Annotated in this window: 14 protein-coding genes; 8 read left to right on the top strand and 6 right to left on the bottom strand. The window is 58.2% G+C overall.

Features of this window, described 5'->3' with window-relative positions; translation table 11 throughout:
* The 3 genes from NW837_RS04560 to cobN all read left to right on the top strand — a co-directional run.
* Positions 1 to 579 (top strand): gamma-glutamyl-gamma-aminobutyrate hydrolase family protein (locus NW837_RS04560; RefSeq protein ID WP_414329452.1); only part of this gene is annotated, 579 nt, incomplete at its 5' end.
* Positions 580 to 1,225: 646 nt separating this feature from the next.
* Entirely contained in the window at positions 1,226 to 2,320 is a 1,095-nt protein-coding gene (locus NW837_RS04565; RefSeq protein ID WP_414329453.1) for an RNA-guided endonuclease InsQ/TnpB family protein, read from the top strand.
* A gap of 650 nt (positions 2,321 to 2,970) precedes the next feature.
* The gene (gene cobN / locus NW837_RS04570; protein WP_414329454.1) at positions 2,971 to 5,187 is read left to right on the top strand and encodes a cobaltochelatase subunit CobN; all 2,217 of its coding nucleotides are present in this window, start codon (positions 2,971 to 2,973) and stop codon (positions 5,185 to 5,187) included.
* A gap of 217 nt (positions 5,188 to 5,404) precedes the next feature.
* On the opposite strand, the gene NW837_RS04575 is transcribed toward cobN, so the two are convergent.
* Together NW837_RS04575 and NW837_RS04580 are read right to left on the bottom strand one after the other, a co-directional pair.
* Entirely contained in the window at positions 5,405 to 5,728 is a 324-nt protein-coding gene (locus NW837_RS04575) for an RNA recognition motif domain-containing protein (protein WP_011431969.1), read from the bottom strand.
* Positions 5,729 to 5,952: 224 nt separating this feature from the next.
* Positions 5,953 to 8,691, bottom strand: a complete 2,739-nt coding sequence (locus NW837_RS04580; protein ID WP_414329455.1) for a valine--tRNA ligase — start codon at positions 8,689 to 8,691, stop codon at positions 5,953 to 5,955.
* A 391-nt stretch (positions 8,692 to 9,082) separates the two neighbouring features.
* Between NW837_RS04580 and NW837_RS04585 the strand changes: the two genes are divergently transcribed.
* Positions 9,083 to 9,499 carry a hypothetical protein gene (locus tag NW837_RS04585; RefSeq protein ID WP_414329456.1) on the top strand — a complete coding sequence of 139 codons (417 nt, stop codon included), beginning with the start codon at positions 9,083 to 9,085 and terminating at the stop codon, positions 9,497 to 9,499.
* Positions 9,500 to 9,560: 61 nt separating this feature from the next.
* Here the strand turns inward: NW837_RS04585 and NW837_RS04590 are convergent, their stop codons facing one another.
* The gene (locus tag NW837_RS04590) at positions 9,561 to 10,373 is read right to left on the bottom strand and encodes a phosphatidate cytidylyltransferase (protein ID WP_414329457.1); all 813 of its coding nucleotides are present in this window, start codon (positions 10,371 to 10,373) and stop codon (positions 9,561 to 9,563) included.
* A gap of 326 nt (positions 10,374 to 10,699) precedes the next feature.
* On the opposite strand from NW837_RS04590, the gene pdhA reads away from it, so the two are divergent.
* Together pdhA and NW837_RS04600 are read left to right on the top strand one after the other, a co-directional pair.
* Positions 10,700 to 11,701, top strand: a complete 1,002-nt coding sequence (pdhA, locus tag NW837_RS04595; RefSeq protein ID WP_414329458.1) for a pyruvate dehydrogenase (acetyl-transferring) E1 component subunit alpha — start codon at positions 10,700 to 10,702, stop codon at positions 11,699 to 11,701.
* Between the two features lie 253 nt (positions 11,702 to 11,954).
* Positions 11,955 to 13,541, top strand: coding sequence for an NAD(P)H-quinone oxidoreductase subunit 4 (locus NW837_RS04600; RefSeq protein WP_414329459.1), 1,587 nt, complete (start codon positions 11,955 to 11,957; stop codon positions 13,539 to 13,541).
* Between the two features lie 204 nt (positions 13,542 to 13,745).
* On the opposite strand, the gene NW837_RS04605 is transcribed toward NW837_RS04600, so the two are convergent.
* Complete coding sequence (locus NW837_RS04605) at positions 13,746 to 13,925, bottom strand: hypothetical protein (RefSeq protein ID WP_011431964.1); 180 nt, start codon at positions 13,923 to 13,925, stop codon at positions 13,746 to 13,748.
* A gap of 346 nt (positions 13,926 to 14,271) precedes the next feature.
* Between NW837_RS04605 and NW837_RS04610 the strand changes: the two genes are divergently transcribed.
* Complete coding sequence (locus NW837_RS04610; RefSeq protein ID WP_414329460.1) at positions 14,272 to 14,895, top strand: hypothetical protein; 624 nt, start codon at positions 14,272 to 14,274, stop codon at positions 14,893 to 14,895.
* Positions 14,896 to 15,010: 115 nt separating this feature from the next.
* Positions 15,011 to 15,205: a hypothetical protein gene (locus NW837_RS04615; RefSeq protein WP_414329461.1), complete on the top strand. Its 195-nt coding sequence runs from the start codon at positions 15,011 to 15,013 to the stop codon at positions 15,203 to 15,205.
* A 148-nt stretch (positions 15,206 to 15,353) separates the two neighbouring features.
* On the opposite strand, the gene NW837_RS04620 is transcribed toward NW837_RS04615, so the two are convergent.
* Positions 15,354 to 16,478 carry an FtsW/RodA/SpoVE family cell cycle protein gene (locus tag NW837_RS04620; protein WP_414329462.1) on the bottom strand — a complete coding sequence of 375 codons (1,125 nt, stop codon included), beginning with the start codon at positions 16,476 to 16,478 and terminating at the stop codon, positions 15,354 to 15,356.
* Positions 16,423 to 17,865: a UDP-N-acetylmuramoyl-L-alanine--D-glutamate ligase gene (murD, locus tag NW837_RS04625; protein ID WP_414329463.1), complete on the bottom strand. Its 1,443-nt coding sequence runs from the start codon at positions 17,863 to 17,865 to the stop codon at positions 16,423 to 16,425. Before murD ends, NW837_RS04620 begins: the two co-directional genes overlap by 56 nt.
* Positions 17,866 to 18,104: the final 239 nt, after the last annotated feature.

An 18,104-nucleotide genomic window follows, 5' to 3' on the forward strand; every position in this document is an offset into this window, starting at 1 on the left:
GGTGGCGGCGACCTCTGCCCCAGCACCTATGGAGAGGATCCGCAACATCCCCAGGTGCGCTATGTGAACGCGGAGCGGGATCGATTTGAGGTGGCCTTGGCTCAGGCCGTGCTGGCCCAGGGGATCCCTGTTTTAGGCATTTGCCGGGGGATGCAATTGTTAAATGTGGTCAGTGGCGGCAAGCTGATCCCCCATGTGCCTGATGTGTACGACGAGCTGGATCACTTCAACCCCGCTGATCGCAAGCCCATTCGCCACAATGTCAGCCTGATCCGCTCCACACGGCTACACCAAATCGTCGGCGCAGAAGAAATCTCTGTGGTCTCTTGGCACCATCAGGCCATCCGCGATGTGCCCTCAGGTTGGCGTTTGGCTGCCCGTTCTCGAGATGAGCTGATCGAGGCCATTGAACACGAAACCCACCCCTGGGCTGTTGCCGTGCAGTGGCACCCCGAGTTCACCTTTGAAGAAGCCGAGCACTTCCGTCTGTTTCAAGCCTTTGTGCAGGCAGCACTGCGTTTTTCCCCGCGCCTAGCTGGCCTGCTGCCCAACCCTGAGCCCGTACCCCAAGTCGCCTAAAGGAAGGTTCCCAGCCAGAGGACAGTCCTGCCGTTGGAGAATCATCCAACAGTTATCCCGTCAGTTATCCCGTCAGTTATCCCGTGCTAACTTCTAGGCGGTGCCCCCTTGTCAAGAAGCGCCGTTGTCGCTACGCGACGCTAACGCGAACGCGGTAGCGGGACGGAGTCCTTTCCCGTCAGGGTGCCGTGGGCATATGAACAGGGAGCGACCGCTGGAGAGAGTCGTCTCTTTAGGGCTGGCTTTTGCCAGCTCAGCTCTTTTGGGTGCCTGCGGCGAGTGGAACTCTTCCCGAGCAGACCGGGTCAGTTGCCTAGCGATGCCTTTGTGCGCCTTTACGATGCCATCGGCAATGAACTCTGGAGCCACCAGTTTAGAACCCCTGACCAAGAAAACTGGGTTGCAAGCCCTGCCCTTAAGGGCAGCTTTTACTTCATCGCTACGTGACGCTTTCGCGGACGCCTGCGGCGGCGCAGAGCGCTATAGTCTGTCTTAGTTGGGGCACCGGTGAAAGTAAGTGTATCGCGTCCGCAGGCTCAAGTTAGGAACTTCCCCACAGTTGCACCAGTTGGCTTTGGCAGCAGGCCAGCTGTATTCCCAAACCCTCGTTTCCTTTTGGCGGGTAGTCCGTAAAAAAGGTTTGTGGTTGAAACCCGCAAGCTTAATGCGCTGGTTCCCCAACAGCCCAGAAAATGAGCTCCATGCCCACAGTGCTGACGCCGTAGTGCAGAGCTTCTGTGCTGCCCTGAAATCCTGGCGCAGCCGCCGCAACAGCGACCCCACCGCCAAGCCCCCCAAAAGACGGCGGCGCTACTTCAAGGTCATCTGGAAGTCCTCTGCCATTAGGGTTCGGGGTGGGAAGTTAGTTCTTTCCAACGGCAAGACCAACCCGCCTGTGGTCATTTCTTGGGCGTGGGAGACTCCAGTCCAAGTAGAAATCGGCTGGGACGGCAAGCAGTACGAGCTGCGGGCCTGCTACGACCCCAGCAAACGGCAGGCGGAGAGGAAAGAAGAGGAAACACCAAAGGCCGGGGAAGTGGCAGGGGTGGATTTGGGAGAAGTGCATCTGGCCGTTGCCCACGATGGGAAGGAAACTTTCATAGCCAACGGGCGGTTGCTGCGTTCCCAAAGGCGTTACCAGAACAAGCTGAAGGGCAAGCTCTCCAGGCTAATGGCTCGCAAGAAGAGAGACTCACGGCGGTGGAAGCGGTTAGTTCGTTCTAAGCAGCGTCAGTTAGCTAGGCTGGCAAAGCAGATGGCGGACATTCTCCACAAGCAGACGACCAGGTTGGTCTCCACGCTCCAAGCAAGAGGCGTGCAGACGGTTGTGATTGGGGACATCCGGGATATCCGGCGGTCGGCCCAGTACAACAAGGCAGCCAACCAGAAAATCCACCAAATGCTGTCGGGACAGGTGCGGCGGATGCTCACCTACAAGGCAGAGCAGTTGGGGATGCGGGTGGTGTTGCAAGAGGAGCGGTACACCTCGCAGAAGTGCCCGCGCTGCAACATGCTCCACAAGCCCAGTGGTAGGGAGTATCATTGCCGAGCCTATGGCTTTAGGTTTCACCGCGACGGTGTGGGTGCAGTGAATTTGAGACGGAAGTATCTGGGGCAGTTCGATGTCCCAGTAGTTGGGGTGATGGCATCCCCCATTGGGTTGAGGTATTGGCCTCACGCCCAATGTAGCCCGGCAAGTGAAAGTCGTTTCACAAACCGGGAAAGAATCCCTCGCCTTTAGGCGGGAGAGAATGTCAATGGATCGGTTCTCTTGCTTCGGATAGAAGGGGAAATCTTTGGGTGGCGGGGGTAACTCGGGGAGCCTTTCCTGACCAACCCCGATCGCGTCAGCGGGACGGAGTCCTTTCGCGTCAGCGGGACGGAGTCCTTGCGGGCATGAAAGATGTCTTGGTACTCAAATACGCTCGTTAGGCTGAGGCTTTGCCAGGGCGGGATCCCTCTGCGGCAGCTCAACACCCCAGTAGCCAGCAGAAAGCTGCCCCATGCTAGGCTCTAGGCGGTGCTGCCCTAGTCGGCAAGGGGGGACTTGAAGGATATGAAAAAAAGGGTGGGCAGGGTAGTTTTCGCAAGTGCTTTAACTTTTTTTGCCAGTTCAATTCTTCTGAGAGCCTACGGTTCGCATTCAATCGAGTGGGCTCGCCAGTTCGGAACTCCTGCGAATGAGGTGGCTGACTCTATTGCTGTCGATCGCGCCAGCGGTGCGGAGCACTTTCGCGCCAGCGGTGCGGAGCACTTTGGACAGGGCAATGCTTGGGTAGCGGGAACCACTACGGGAGCCCTTCCTGACCAGTTGAGCGCTGGGAGCTGGGGTGCTTCTGTGCTTCAAGTACAGTCGCTAAGCCTGAGCTTCCTTCCCTTGGGAGAGCGGCCATGCACCGAATAGCTGCTTTGCCAGGGGGATGGGATCCTTCCCAATCCGGCGTCATTTTCTTGGAGCAGGATCCCGCTCCCATCGTTATCCTTTCGGCAGCCGATACGGATCTCACGGCCTTGAGCGCAGCCCTGCGCCTGTTGCCCGGCGATTTTCCGGCGGTGCGGGCGGCCAATTTGTTGCAGTTGCAACAGCCCCTAAGCCTGGATGACTATGCCGAGAGGGTGCTGCGGCGGGCGCAGGTGGTGCTCCTTCGCCTGTTGGGGGGAAGGGCCTACTGGAGCTATGGCCTGGAGGTAGCCAAGCAGGTGGCCGCCGAGGAGGGATCCACCCTGATCGTCATTCCTGGGGACGATCGCCCCGACTGGGATTTGGTGAGCCATTCCACTGTGCCCCTGGCGGTGGCGGATCGGGTGTGGCGGTACTGGCTGGAGGGGGGAGCGGAGAATGTGGCTGCCTGTCTGCTGTTGCTGGCTGGGGAGTTCCTAGGGGGCCAATATTCGGCGCCGGATCCACAAGGGTTGCCTCGTCTTGGGATCTACCAACCTCCCGTAGCCTCGCCGACGGATCCCCAAGCTCCCAAGGTGGGGATCTTACTCTACCGGGCCCATGTTCTGGCGGGGAATACAGAGCCGGTGGATCAATTGGCAAAAGCCTTGGTGGAGCGGGGGCTGCAGCCTCTGTGCCTTTACACCTACAGCCTTCAAGATCCCGACTTGCCCCAGGCCATTCGGGATCACTTCGGCGGCCAGATTGACCTGTTGCTCAACACCACCAGTTTTTCGCTGGCGCGGTTGGACAGCCACCAGCCCGACGTGAGGCTGTGGCAGGAGTTGGATGTGCCCGTTTTGCAGGTAATCCTTAGCAGCGGATCCCGCCAGAGCTGGGAGGACTCCACGCGGGGATTGGGAGCGCGGGATCTGGCCATGAATGTGGCTTTGCCGGAGGTGGATGGGCGCATCATCAGCCGCGCCGTTTCCTTCAAGGCGGTTCAACAGCGGGATCCCCACTTGCAAACGGAGGTGGTGGCCTACGTGGCTGTGCCGGATCGGGTGGAGTTTGTAGCCGATTTGGCGGCCAACTGGGTGAAATTGCGGCGTACCCCCCCTTCCCAGCGGCGACTGGCTTTGATCCTGGCCAACTACCCCAGTCGGGACGGGCGACTGGCCAATGGGGTGGGTCTGGATACCCCTGCCAGTTGTGTGGAAATTCTCAAAGCTTTGGCGGGAGCTGGCTACTCAGTAGATCCCCTGCCCCAGACTGGAGATGAACTCATCCATTGGCTAACCGAAGGCCAGACCTACGACCCCTTGGGATCCCTGCGCCCCGCTCGCCAATGGCTTTCTGCTGCCCTTTATCGAGAGTGGTTTGCCCGCTTGCCTGAGCCCATCCAGACCGACCTCGTCCGGCAGTGGGGGGATCCGCCCTCTCGAGATATTCCCGTGGTGGGACTGCAGTTAGGGCAGGTGTTTGTAGGCATTCAGCCCCCGCGAGGCTATGACCGGGATCCGTCCTTGAACTACCATGCCCCGGATCTGGTGCCCCCCCATGAGTACCTGGCTTTTTACCTGTGGCTGCGGCAGGTCTTCGCCGTTCAAGCGGTGGTGCATGTGGGCAAGCACGGCAACTTGGAATGGCTGCCCGGCAAGGGATCCGCTCTTTCCGCCATCTGCTACCCGGAGGTTGCTCTGGGGCCAATGCCCCACTTCTACCCCTTCATCGTCAACGACCCAGGAGAGGGATCCCAGGCCAAGCGGCGAGCCCAGGCAGTGATTATCGACCACCTCACCCCGCCCCTTACCCGCGCCGAGCTGTACGGCCCCCTGGCGGATTTGGAACGGCTGATGGATGAGTACGTGCAGGCCCAACAGTTGGATCCCAGTCGTTGTCCCCTGATTCGCGCCCAGATTCAGGAGCTGGTTCGAGCAGAGCATCTAGACCAACAGTTCAACCTGGAAAAAGAAGAAGATTGGAATCGCCTGGATGGCTATCTTTGCGAGCTAAAAGAATCCCAGATTCGCGATGGGCTGCACATCTTTGGCCGGATCCCTGCCGGTGAGCAGCTTGTTGATCTGGTGGTAGCCCTGGCCCGCTACCCTGGCCACGGGCAACTGGGGATTACTCAGGCCATTGCCCGCGATTGGGGATGGGACTGGGACCCCTTGACCGCCGACCTGACAGATCCTTGGCCAGAGGGATCCCCGAACTCGCCGTAACCCAAGCCAAGCGTTTTATTTTCCTCTCTCAGGGAGCAAGGAAGAATCTAAGGAAGAATCTTAAGAGTAAGAGGAGTTGATCGGGATCCCTCATCAACTCCCCTGTTGGAACAATGGAAGCAGGCTAGAGAAACAGCTGGATCCCGGAATCGTAGCCCAAGACCGGCTCGCGCCTAGGTGCCCCCTGGCCAGCTACCGGGAAGCCTCAGCAGGCGTTTCAATAGCGAGATTGAAAACTCCGCCGCCGCTCGCCGCCACTGTTCGCGTTACCAGAGCGGAAACCTGAGGTGGGGCGTTCTTCTCGCGGGCGAGCTTTGTTCACCTTGAGGTCGCGCCCCATCCATTCCGCCCCATCCAGCGCAGCAATGGCGGCTTGCTCCTCTGCTTCAGAGCTCATTTCCACAAACCCGAAGCCCCGAATGCGGCCTGTCTCGCGGTCAGTGGGGATTTGCACCCGCTTCACAGAACCGTACTCAGCAAAAACAGCGGTCAAATCCGCTTCTGTCACCTTAAAGGAAAGGTTGCCAACATAAATCGACATAGACGATCTCCGAAAGAGAGAGTAACAAAGGGTGAGATGTTCGGAGAGCCGTCTGCCAATACAAAACGTGAAAATCCGTCAAGACCAGAAGAAACGAGCACTACAACCGACAACGATCTCCTCCCCTATCCTAGCACAGAAGTAGGGGCTCGCCACTCCGATTTTTCCAAATCCTGGGAAGATTGCCTTCATCACCCCGCCGCTCTGCCTGCGCTGATGCCATCTCAGCCCAGCTTCTCCAGCCTGGATCCCAGTAACCTCATCTGGGCTTCCAGCTCTGCCAGTTGTTCCTGACTGGCTTGCACCACCTCAGGGTTGGCCCGGTTGAGAAAATTGGGGTTCTCCAAGCGGGCGCGGATCCCTTGGGCCTCTTTTTCCAGCTTGGCCAGGTCTTTTTGCAGCTTGGCCCGCAGCGCTTCCACATCCACCAATCCCGCCAAGGGCATCAGCACCTGCACCGTGCCCACCACTGCAGCCGCCACCTGTTTGGGCTCCGTGGCCAGGGATCCCGTAATCTCCAAAGCCTCGGCCTTAACCAGATCCCGGATATAAGCTTGGGCAGCCGTCAGGATCCGCTGCTCGGCGGGATCGGTAGTGAGCAAAAGGGCCCTGATGGTCTGATGGGGCTTGAGGCCGGTTTCTGCCCGCAGGTTGCGCAGGCTGGTAATGGTTTGGATCACCAAGCCAAACTCCCGCTCCAGTTGAGGGTCGATCCAACTGGGATCTGGGGTGGGATAGGGCTGCACGGAGATAGAGGTGGTTTGGTTGGCCTGGGTGAGCAGCTGCCAGATCTCCTCGGTGATGTGGGGCATCCAGGGGTGCAGCAGCTTGAGAATGGTTTCCAAAACGGTGGCCAGCACCTGCTGCGCTGCGCGTTTGGAAGCCAGGTCTTCTCCCCGCAGCCGGGGCTTGACCAGCTCGATGTACCAGTCGCAAAAGTCATCCCAAATGAGAGAGTAGAGCAGGCGCGCCCCCTCGCCCAGGCCATAGGCTTCCAGCTCGGCGATAACTTGGGTGGCCGTGGAGTGCAGCCGCGACAGGATCCAGCGATCGGCCAGCTCCAGCGCTTCGGGGGCAGGGGATCCCAGTTGGGCAGGGGTTTGCCCCTCCAAGTTCATCAACACAAAGCGGGAGGCGTTCCAGATCTTATTGGCAAAGTTGCGGGCGGCCTCTACGCTGGCGCTCTCCCCCGTCTTGCGGTCGTAGGCCAGGCGGATATCCTGCCCTGCCCCCACCACCTCTTTGACCAGGGCATAGCGCAGGGCGTCGGTGCCGTATTTGTCCAGCAGCTCCAGGGGATCGATGCCATTTCCCTTGGTTTTGGACATTTTCGCCCCGTGCTCATCCCGCACCAGGCCATTGATGTACACATCTTTGAAGGGGATCTGGCCGGTAAATTGGGATCCCATCATCGTCATGCGGGCCACCCAGAAGAAAATGATGTCAAACCCCGTGGACATCAGGGAGTTGGGATAGTAGCGCTTGAAGTCCTCGGTTTCTTCTGGCCAACCCAGGGTTGAAAAGGGCCACAGGGCAGAGCTAAACCAGGTATCCAACACATCCGGATCCTGTTCCACCCGCTCGACTTCTGGGCCAAACTTTTCCCGGGCCTTGAGCAGCGCTTCCTCGCCGTTGCGGGCCACCACAAAAGCTTGGGGATCCTCAGGGATCTGGCCGTCGATCACCGGGTACCAAGCTGGGATCTGGTGGCCCCACCACAATTGCCGAGAAATGCACCAGGGGCGTAGCTTTTCCAGCCAGCCGGTGTAAACCTTGGCCCAGCGCTCGGGGATAAAGCGGGGGCTATTCCGTTGGTATTCTTCTTCTAAGCAGCGGGCCCCCATCCCCGAGACATCGCAAAACCACTGAATGGAAAGCAGAGGCTCGATGGGCACGCCGCCCCGGTCGCTGTGGGGAACGGTGTGGGTGTAGTCCTCCACCTTCTCCAGCAGGCCATGTTCGGCAAACCACTGCACCACCTTTTCTCGGGCCACAAAGCGATCTAGGCCGGTGAAAGGATCCCCGTTTTCGTTGAGGGTGCCGTCTTTGTTGAGGATGTTGATGAAGGGCAATTGGTGCCGTTTGCCGATTTCAAAGTCGTTGGGGTCGTGGGCCGGGGTAATTTTCACACACCCGGAGCCAAAGGAGGGATCCACATACTCATCCGCAATGATGGGGATGAGGCGATTTTTAATGGGCAGGCGAATGAACTGGCCGATGAGATGGCAATAGCGCTCGTCTTGGGGGTTCACCGCCACCGCCGTATCCCCCAGCATGGTCTCGGGCCGGGTAGTGGCCACCACCAGATACTGGCCGGGATCCTCGGCCAAGGGATAGCGGAAATGCCAGAGGTGGCCCTTGACCTCTTTGTCGTCTAGCTCAATGTCTGACACCGCCGACTGGGTGGCCGGGCACCAGTTCACCAAATACTCGCCCCGGTAAATCAACCCCGCCTCGTATAGCCGCACAAACGCCTCGGTTACCGCCCGGCTCAGCCCCTCGTCGAGGGTAAAGCGATCCCGCGTCCAGTCCAGCGAGAGACCCAGCCGCCGCAATTGGCTCTTGATAGCTCCCTGCGACTGCTCCTTCCAAGCCCAAGCTCGCTCCAGAAAAGCCTCGCGGCCCAGATCGAAGCGGGTCTTGCCCTCTTGGCGCAGTTGGTTTTCCAGGATGGTGTGCACGGCGATGCTGGCATGATCCGTGCCGGGGAGCCAGAGCACGTTGTAGCCGCGCATCCGCTTGTAGCGCGTCACCACATCCGGCAGGGTAAAGGCAAAAGCATGGCCCATGTGCAGGTTGCCCGTCACATTGGGCGGGGGCAGCACCATGCTAAAGGCCTCTCCCGGCGCCTTGGGATCCGCCACGTAAAAGCCCTTCTCCTCCCAAAAGCGCTGCCACTTCGGCTCGGTCTCGAAGGGGTTGTACTGGCTGGGCAGGTTGGCGGAGGAAATTGCAGCAGTCATAGGGAGGATAGGCCAACGGCTGAGAAGGACGGATCACCTTATAGAGTAGCAGTCTAGCTCTCTGCTCTTCGGGATAGGGCGGCCCATCGGTCTTGACCCCGATCACACAGCTAGAGAGGGATTCCGAGCTAGGGTACTGCCATCCTCAGCGTTTGGGTACTGCGTTATGTCCAGATCATTGACGGCAACGGTCCTGATGGCTCTGATGGCTCTATCCCCTGGGATCCCTGCCTTGGCGCAACAGGACCAGGAGAGCTTAGATGGTGACATCCTGATTTGTCAGGGGGTATCTCATCTAGGCTCTTTGGTAGGTTTTGAGGCTTGCTTGAGTTTGGGTTCCTACACCTACTCTCAGTCTGATAACCAATCCGCGCCCCAGTTGTTAGCAGATTTGTTGCTTTCGTACTTCGAGCGAACCCCCTCTCAGTCTAATAGCCAATCCCAGTTGGTAGGCCTGTATTTCATCCCATACACCACCTATAGCTTTTGCTTTGTGGGTACAGAGAAGTTCGATGACTCAGAGGAGATTTATGTGGGTCGAAGTGGACGGCTATTCTTCGGTTTGGATCGCCCCCTGACCCCTTCTGAACTGGAGGTAGAGACCCCCCAAGTTATCCAGCGGAAGGCCCGTATTCTCCAGGTGGCGGCAGATCCCATTTTCGGTATCAGCCAACTGGTGGTTTACGACGAGACTGAGTTTCGCCTGAAGCAGCCAAGAATAGTGGTCACGCCTCTGGGATACTTCGGAGACTCCATTTCGCGAGAGGTGTTTTTAGAGAGTCCCGACTGCCAAGCCATTTTGAATTGAGGATCCCCTGCACCCGTAGCTGGTGTGCGTTCTTGGGTTTTGGCAGGCTTACGAGATGGCTCTAGAGCCCAGAGTAAGCGTTGAGCCATTCCATGAAGTAAAACACCAGTGGCGCGGTGAACACATAGCTATCTCCCCGATCCAAGATGCCGCCGTGGCCTGGGATCAGATCCCCGGAATCTTTCACCCCTGCATCCCGTTTCATCAGAGATTCTGTGAGATCTCCCAGCAGGCTGGTTAACCCAATCAAAAACCCCAGAATGCCCCCACTCAACCAGCTCCACGGCCAGCCCAGGTAATAGGCTCCAACCACCGCAAGGGTCATGCTGGCGGCAATCCCGGCTACCGCCCCTTCCACCGTCTTTTTCGGGCTGAGGATGGAGAGCTTGGTGCGCCCAAAGGCCCGACCACACAGGTAGGCCCCTACATCTGCGGCGATCACGCAGCCAATGGCCAACAGCGTAATCCATAGCCCTTCGCCCAGCCCTTGCGCAAAAGACAAGGCCCTGACCCGAATCCAGAAGCTGGGCAGCAACGCACAGTAGAACAACCCCAAAATCGAGGTGGCAATATCGGCAATGGTGGCCACCTTGGGCTTAAAGAGCAAATAAAAACAGATGATCGATCCCGCCACGATAAAGGCAGGGCTGGTCCACTCCGGCCTCACCTGCTGCAAAATCACCAGCACCTGGCTGGAAAACATGGTGGTGCGCATGGCCGGCGCATTGCCTTTGGCTTGCACCAAGCGAAAAAACTCCAACTGGGCCAAAAAAATGATTAGCCCAATGGCTGCAGTAAAATACCAGCCCCCTAGCAGGGTGACCGCCAACGCAAACAACACCGCCGCAAAACCGCTAACCCAACGGGCTCCCATGGGCGCACCCCGTCACGTTGGCTGGCCAAATACCTCTTGCCCCCGGCTCCAGCAGATCGACGTCCAAGCCGAGAGCAGAAGAAACCCCCCCTCTGGTGTTCAAGATTCGCGTTTGCGGGACGGAGTCCTGATGCGGCTGCTGCAATGGAAACGCCTCTTGCCCTAGCCTTTCAGTTTAACTCCCTTGGCCTCGAAACAACCGCTTTCGGCCCTGCAGGATGGGATTTCCAGGTAAGGTGGCAGACAGACTGGAGCATGAGATAATGGGCAAACCGCAAAGCTCACTGCTGACCGCCTAAGATACCTCTGATTCGTTGCACCGCAGCATGGTTCAAGAACTTACTTCGCGCTCCACAACTGCTCGCATTTCTGCCGAAGAGGCTCGTCTTCTTTATGAAGACATGGTGCTGGGCCGTCTGTTTGAAGACAAGTGCGCCGAAATGTACTACAAGGGCAAGATGTTCGGCTTTGTGCATCTGTACAACGGCCAAGAGGCCGTCTCTACGGGGGTGATCAAGGCGCTCAAGCCCACCGACTACGTGTGCAGCACCTACCGCGATCATGTGCATGCCCTCAGCACCGGGATCCCGCCGCGGGCGGTCATGGCAGAGTTGTTCGGCAAGGCCACCGGCTGCAGCAAGGGTCGGGGTGGTTCCATGCACCTCTTCTCGGCGGAGCACAATTTCTTGGGGGGCTATGCCTTTGTGGCCGAAGGGATCCCAGTGGCGACGGGGGCTGCTTTTTCTGCCAAATACCGGGGCACTGACCAGGTAACCGCCTGCTTCTTTGGGGATGGAGCCTGCAACAACGGCCAGTTTTACGAGTGCCTCAACATGGCCGCCCTCTGGAAGTTGCCCATCGTCTATGTGGTGGAAAATAACTTCTGGGCTATTGGCATGGCCCATGAACGCGCCACTTCCGACACCGATATTTACCGCAAAGGCCCGGCTTTTGGCATGCCCGGCTACCAGGTGGATGGGATGGATGTGCTAGCAGTGCGAGAGGCCGCCCAACAGGCCATCGCCCGCGCCCGTGCCGGAGAAGGCCCCACCTTGCTGGAGTGCATCACCTATCGTTTCCGGGGCCATTCTCTGGCCGACCCTGACGAGCTGCGCAGTCCTGAGGAAAAAGAGTTCTGGCGGCAGCGGGATCCCATCAAGCAACTGGAACGCTATGCCCTGGAGCACAACCTAATGACCGAGGCAGACTTCCAAGCCATCCACGCGGAGGTCAGCGCCGTGATTGAGGACGCGGTTCTTTTTGCTCTGGAAAGCCCAGAGCCAACCCTGGACGAGCTGCACCGCTTTGTCTTTGCCGAAGATGAGTAGACCCCCCCAGGTACCGGGGGAGTTCAGGAGCCGAGATCTTGCTTGGCCGGAGGATCCCTGGCCAGCTCGGGCGGCCTATCCACCCGACGGAGCGCTATCGCGCCGGATCCCTTGAGGATCCTCGATGATTGGCATTGGAGAAACCTTCTCGAGATCTGCGCTATTGCGCAGATTTTTTTGTAAATATCGCTTCCCATTTGTTTACACAGCTTCATATCATTGAGGTATCGAGCATGAGTATTTATTCCCGGTCATGAGCAATTCTCTTGAGTTTCCCTGGCTGTCGGTGCTGGTGCTCTTGCCTCTGCTGGCAGCCTTTGGGATCCCCTTGATCCCCCAGAGCCGTTGGGTGCGTTGGTATGCCCTCGCTGTGGGGGCTTTTGATTTGGGCCTGATGGTCTATGTCTTTGCGCGGCACTATGACCTGCAGGACTTTTCTCTGCAACTGGCGGAGCGCTACGCCTGGGTGCCCCAAATTGGGTTCCACTGGTCGCTGGCGGTGGACGGCCTCTCCTTCCCGCTGGTGTTGCTGTCGGGTTTGATCACAACCCTGTCGATTGTGGCGGCTTGGAATCTCACCCATAAGCCGCGTTTGTTTTTCTTCTTGCTGCTGCTGATGTACGGTGCCCAGGTGGGCGTATTTCTGGCGCAGGACATGCTTCTATTCTTCCTGATGTGGGAGATTGAGCTGGTGCCGGTCTATCTGCTCATCTCCATCTGGGGTGGGCCGAAGCGCCAGTACGCCGCCACCAAGTTCATCCTCTACACCGCTGCCGCCTCTATTTTTATCCTGGTGGGATCCCTGGCAATGGCCTTCTATGGCGAGGGCTTTAGCCTGGAGATGGCAGAGCTGAGCGCTAAGTCTTACCCGGTGGCCTTGGAGCTGTTGGTGTATGCGGCTTTGCTGATCGCCTTTGGGGTGAAGCTGCCGATTTTTCCGCTGCACACCTGGCTGCCGGATGCCCACAGCGAAGCCTCTGCTCCCATTTCCATGATCTTGGCGGGAGTTCTGCTCAAGATGGGTGGCTATGGCCTGATCCGCATGAATGTGGGCATGTTGTCGGAAGCCCACGTGTACTTCGCCCCTGTGCTGGCGGTGTTGGGTGTGGTGAACATCATTTACGGGGCGTTGGCGGCCTTTGGTCAGAACCATCTCAAGCGGCGCTTGGCCTATTCGTCCATTGCCCACATGGGCTTTGTGTTGATCGGGATCTCCGCCTTTACGGAGCTGGGCATCAATGGGGCAGTGCTGCAAATGATCTCCCACGGTCTGATTGCCGCGGTTCTGTTCTTCCTGACGGGGATCACCTACGAGCGCACCCACACCCTTGCCCTCGACAAGTTGGGAGGGTTGGCCAAGCAGATGCCGAAGGCTTTTGCCCTGTTTACGGCGGGATCCCTGGCCTCTTTGGCGCTGCCGGGGATGAGTGGATTTGTGGGTGAGCTGACGGTGTTCTTGGGCTTGACCACCAGCGATGCCTATGCGCCGACCTTCAAAGCTGGAATTGCCCTGCTGGCGGCAGTGGGCATCATTCTGACGCCCATTTACTTGCTCTCCATGCTGCGGCAGGTGTTCTACGGGGCTCAGGATCCCGGCCTAGTTTTGGAAGATTACCTGGGGGATATGCGCCCGCGGGAAATGGCGGTGGCCCTCTGTCTGCTGTTGCCGATCCTCGGCATTGGCTTCTACCCGCGCCTGGCTACCCAAACCTACGATGTCACAACGGTGGCGGTAGCTGCCCAGTTGCGCAGTGTGTTGGCAACTGAGATTGTGCAGCGGCCTTTCTTCCCCTTGCCAGTGCAATCGGCTCAGGTGGCGGCTTTGCCTCTGGAGGATTAAAGGGGGGTCGAGGGCTCGGCTTCCCTTTGTTCGGTCTTTCTCTATCTACTTCTTCTCTGTCCAGAAGAGCTGGTGTTCGAGGTGCAACCCGACTCAACTTTCAGCTCTTCTTTTGTTTTTTTTAAGTTTTAAGATTGGATTTAGGATCCGGGATATCCCTGGGCTGGGATTTTCTTGTGGCCGATTGTTCTTGTGCCGTCCATCCTATCGGTGATCGGTGTGGATAGAGTTTTGTTCCATCAGGTTGAGTTGCACCACCAACCACCAGAGGGTTACATCGGAGTAGGTCGCCCGACGCTTGAGCCGAGAAATGGAGTGTACTGGGTTTTGGCTGTCGATCATCCACTCAGAAGCGATGATTTGGCCGCGTTGCTGAGCATTCATTGTTTCTCCCTCCGCTCGCCAACTGCTCAATACTTAGAATGGCTAATATTTAGAATGGCGAATTTGCGCGGGAGCGTGTGAAAAAATATATTACGCAGGGATCCCCAGAGTCGGCTAACTTTCTTAGCAATGAGGATCTCATAGGCCGTTGAGTTGCTGAGTTGCCGTCCGGGGATGGGAAAAATGTTGCAGAAGGGGTAAAAGGTTGGGCGAGGGGATTGCCCCTATCTTCACAAGTCTTAAAACCTAGAAAGATTCTATTTTCTCTTGACTTGTCTGTGGGTCTGAATTCCACCTCCCTTCGCCGGCCTCTGCAGCAGCAACCCTTGAGGAGCCTGAGATCGCGATGAGAGCCAAGGCCATCTCTCCCCAGCCAGCCTCTGCTTTTGGAGAAGTGGTGGAGGCCGACACCACAACCTTTGTGGCCCAGTGCTTCGAGCCGGAACGTCTGACCTTCCCACCCATGCCTGCTCTCGGCAGTTGGACGCGCTCCCAAGACGAAGAGACCGGCAACCTAATCTACGGGGTGGTTTGCTATGCCGCCATCGCCCCCATCGACACCGTCCATCGCGCCAGGGCTTTGGGCCTCTCCCCTCAGGAGCTGCGGGAGCAACAGCCCCAGATTTTTGCCATGTTGCGCACCGATTTTCGCGCGGCCATTGTCGGCTTTGTCAGCGGGGGACGGGTCTATCAGTACTTGCCGCCACGCCCTCCCCAGATTCACCAGCCGGTTTATCTCTGCTCCGATACGGAAGTGAGGGAGTTCTGCCGCTCTTTCGAGTTTTTGCGCACCCTGCTACGGGTCAACGGGATCCCAACCGATGAGCTGGTGGCTGCCGTGATTCGCCAAACTTACCGAATCCTGAACCGGGATCGCAACTGGCTTTTACAGGCAGGTCGGCAGTTGAGCTGTCTGTTGCGGGGTGACTATGAGCATCTTAGCGCAATTTTACGAAAGATTGAAGCCTAAGCGAAGAAATATTGAGAATGGCCTTGGATCCTTCTTGAGTCAGGTCGGGGGGTGATAATCTGAGGCCGTTTCCTAATGAAGTTTATTCCTTTTGTATCCTCTTTCTGCTGTAAAAATGTTTAACAAATTCAATCCTTCTGACAAACCCTCCAAAGGCAATTGGGCAGGTCGCACCTTTTCCGCTGCTACGGGCGCTTCGGTGGCAGCCGGTGTTTGCATTGCCCACGGTCAGCCGGCTTATGTGTCGCTGTTGGTGGCCTGTTGCGCGACGGTGTCTACCCTCGTTTTGGATGAAATGGGCTGGATCTAGGCTCGGTTTCAACTTCAGCTTTGGTTTTGCTGCATAAGAAGCCGCTCTAAAGCAGAGACTAACCAATCCAATAGGGATCCCTGGCCCTCTGGGTTTGCTGCTTGCGTGAAAGGATCCCTTTGCTGGGTTGGCAACATGCAGCCTTACTTTACCCTGCTTCGCGGGCTGCCCGCACCAACAATCCTGCTGTGATCAGCCCTGCCAGAATAGAGCTGCCGCCATGACTGAACAAAGGCAGGGGCACACCTGTGGTGGGCAGAACCCCGGTGACCACGCCGATGTTCATCAGCGACTGCCCCACCAGAAACATCAGGCAGCCGCAGGCTACTAAGCGAATGGTCAACTCCCGACAGCGCCCCATCACCCGCCAGCCCAGCAGAGTGTAGAAGGTCAGCAACCCCAGAAAGAACAGGGATCCGGCCAAGCCAAACTCTTCTGCATACACCGAGAAGATGAAGTCGGTGTATTGGATGGGCAGGTAGAACAGCTTTTGCTGGGAGAGGCCATATCCCTTGCCCCACAGGCCGCCGGAGCCAATGGCCAACAGGCTTTGCACCAGCTGGTAGCCATCCCCTTGGGCGTTACCCCAGGGATCCAAAAAAGCCAAGATGCGCCGTCGTTGGTAATCTTTGCTGAGAATGCTCACCACAGCCGCCAGAATCCCCAGCCCCGCTGTAACCAAAAGGGTGAAAGCTGGGATCCCGGCAGTCCAAGCCATGACCCAGAGGGTAAGGCCGCAGATGGCCGTGGTGCCCAGGTTGGGCTGGGCGAGGATCCCCAAGAGCGCAAAGGCGAAGATGCCCGCCCAGAGGACGCGGAACCAGAGGGGATGGTGAAACCAGCGGCCAAAGATCCAGGATCCCTGCAAGACCAACAGGGGCTTGAGCAATTCCGAGGGCTGGATAACAGGGATCACCTTCAAATCCAGCCAGCGGCTGGCTTCCAGGCGGGAAACCCCCAACCCCGGCACCTGGGTGGCCCACACCAGGCCAACTCCCACCAAGCAGAGGATCCCGGCCCAGGGGAACCAGCGCCGCAGCGGGATCTGCACCAGAGCCCAGAAACAGCCCAGACCCAGCCCGGCCCAGAGCAATTGGCGCTTGAAAAAGTAGAGGCCATCGCCGGTGATCCGCTGAGCCACCGGGTAGGAAGCAGAAAACAGCATCAGCAGCCCCAGCACCAGCCAGATCAAGGTGAGCCAGCGCAGCCAGCGAGCCTCAGCATTCCAGGGATCCCTGGAGGGCTTGGCAGCAGGCTCGGAAATGGTTGCCACGGTGTTCAAAGCTGGAGTACTGGTCAAAACTGGCACAGGCGGGGGACAGCAAAATGGTGATGGGTTGAGCGGGCTTCCCCAAGCTCTGAGCTTGACGCGAAAGGGAACAAGCCGCTGCAAAGGCTCTTTCCACCGCTACATCTAGGGTTGGCACCAGCTCAACGTCAGTATAGTGGATCCCCTGGAGGGCCTCCGCCAGGGCTGGGGCAGACTCCCCCATCAGCACCACGCGGGCCACCTTGGCCCGAATCAACTGCAGCCAGGCACTGGGATCCCCCTGCTTGGCCCTTCCTCCGGCAATCAGAATAATGGGTGGGGAAAGGGCGTTGAGCGCCACCCAGCCGGCCTCGTAGTTGGTGGCCTTGCTGTCGTTGACAAAGCGGATAGGGGTGGATCCCACCTGGATTTGCGCCACCCGCTCCAGCCGATGGGGCATGCCGGCAAAAGATCGGATGGCTTTTTGAATGGCAGCGTTGGGGATCCCGGCCAGACGTGCTGCTGCTGCCGCCAAGAGCAGGTTTTGCAGATTGTGTTGGCCAGGGCAGCGTTCTGCAAAGTCCTCCAGCTCCGCCACCATCTCCCCCTGGATGTAGAGGCGGTTTTCCCGCAGGTCAACGGTTGCGGTGGGATCCTGATCGCAACAGAGTTGCGGGGCAGCAAGGGAGATCCAATAGGTCTTTTCCCAGTCCTGCCGGCGGCGGCACAGGTAGGGATCCTCGCCGTTGAGCACCCGCCACTGGGCCCGATCCAAAAGGCGAGCCTTAAAGCTGGCATAGCGCTCCAGCGTCCCGTGCCGTTCTAAGTGATCGGGAGTGAAGGTGGTCCACACCCCAATGCGCGGCGGCCCTCCAGGAGTACTGCTCATGAGGCGGCTGCTGGCTTCCAACTGATAGCTGCTCAGCTCCGCCACGATCCAGTCCGGCTCTAGCGTTCTCTGGAGCGTTTCCAAAGCCACCTGCGACAGGGGCAGGCCGATGTTGCCGCAGGGGATCCCTTGCAGCCCCGCCGCCTTGAACATCTCCGCCACCAGAGCTGTGGTGGTGCTTTTGCCATTGGTGCCGGTGATCCCCACCCAGGGTAGGTGGTCAAGATAGATCCAGGCCAGCTCCGCCTCCCCCACCACCGGGATTCCCTGTTGACGCACCTCCTGCAGCAGCGGGTGATCCCAGGCAATGCCCGGACTGACCACCACCTGCTCCACTCCTTCGGCCAGTTGAAAAGGCTGCCCCAGCCGAACCGGGATCCCTTCCTGATTGAGCTCAGCCTGCCGCTGTCTGAGAAGAGGGGAATCTTGCTCATCCCAAACCAGCACTTCATAGCCCTGGGCCCGCAACAGTCGCGCTGCCGCCAGCCCCGCAATGCCTAACCCCAAAACTTGATGTCGCACGTTGGTTTCTACTTCGTTTCTTTATTTGGGGATCCCTGCTTGGATCTTACCGGTCACGTCCTTGACCCGCATGTTTTTGTTCGACACTCCCCTTGCTTATGGGGGTAACCAGTTGGTGGAGTGGATGGAGTTTTCCTAGCCGCCTGGATGGCTAACTTGGGAATAGGCTGGAGCATGACTCTAGTCAATAATAAGCTCAACTATACTGAAAATAATGTATAATATGTTCAGTACGGATT

Origin of the sequence: Synechococcus sp. R6-10, from assembly GCF_047461815.1 — a bacterium.
In the GTDB taxonomy this organism is placed as follows: Bacteria; Cyanobacteriota; Cyanobacteriia; order Thermostichales; family Thermostichaceae; genus Thermostichus.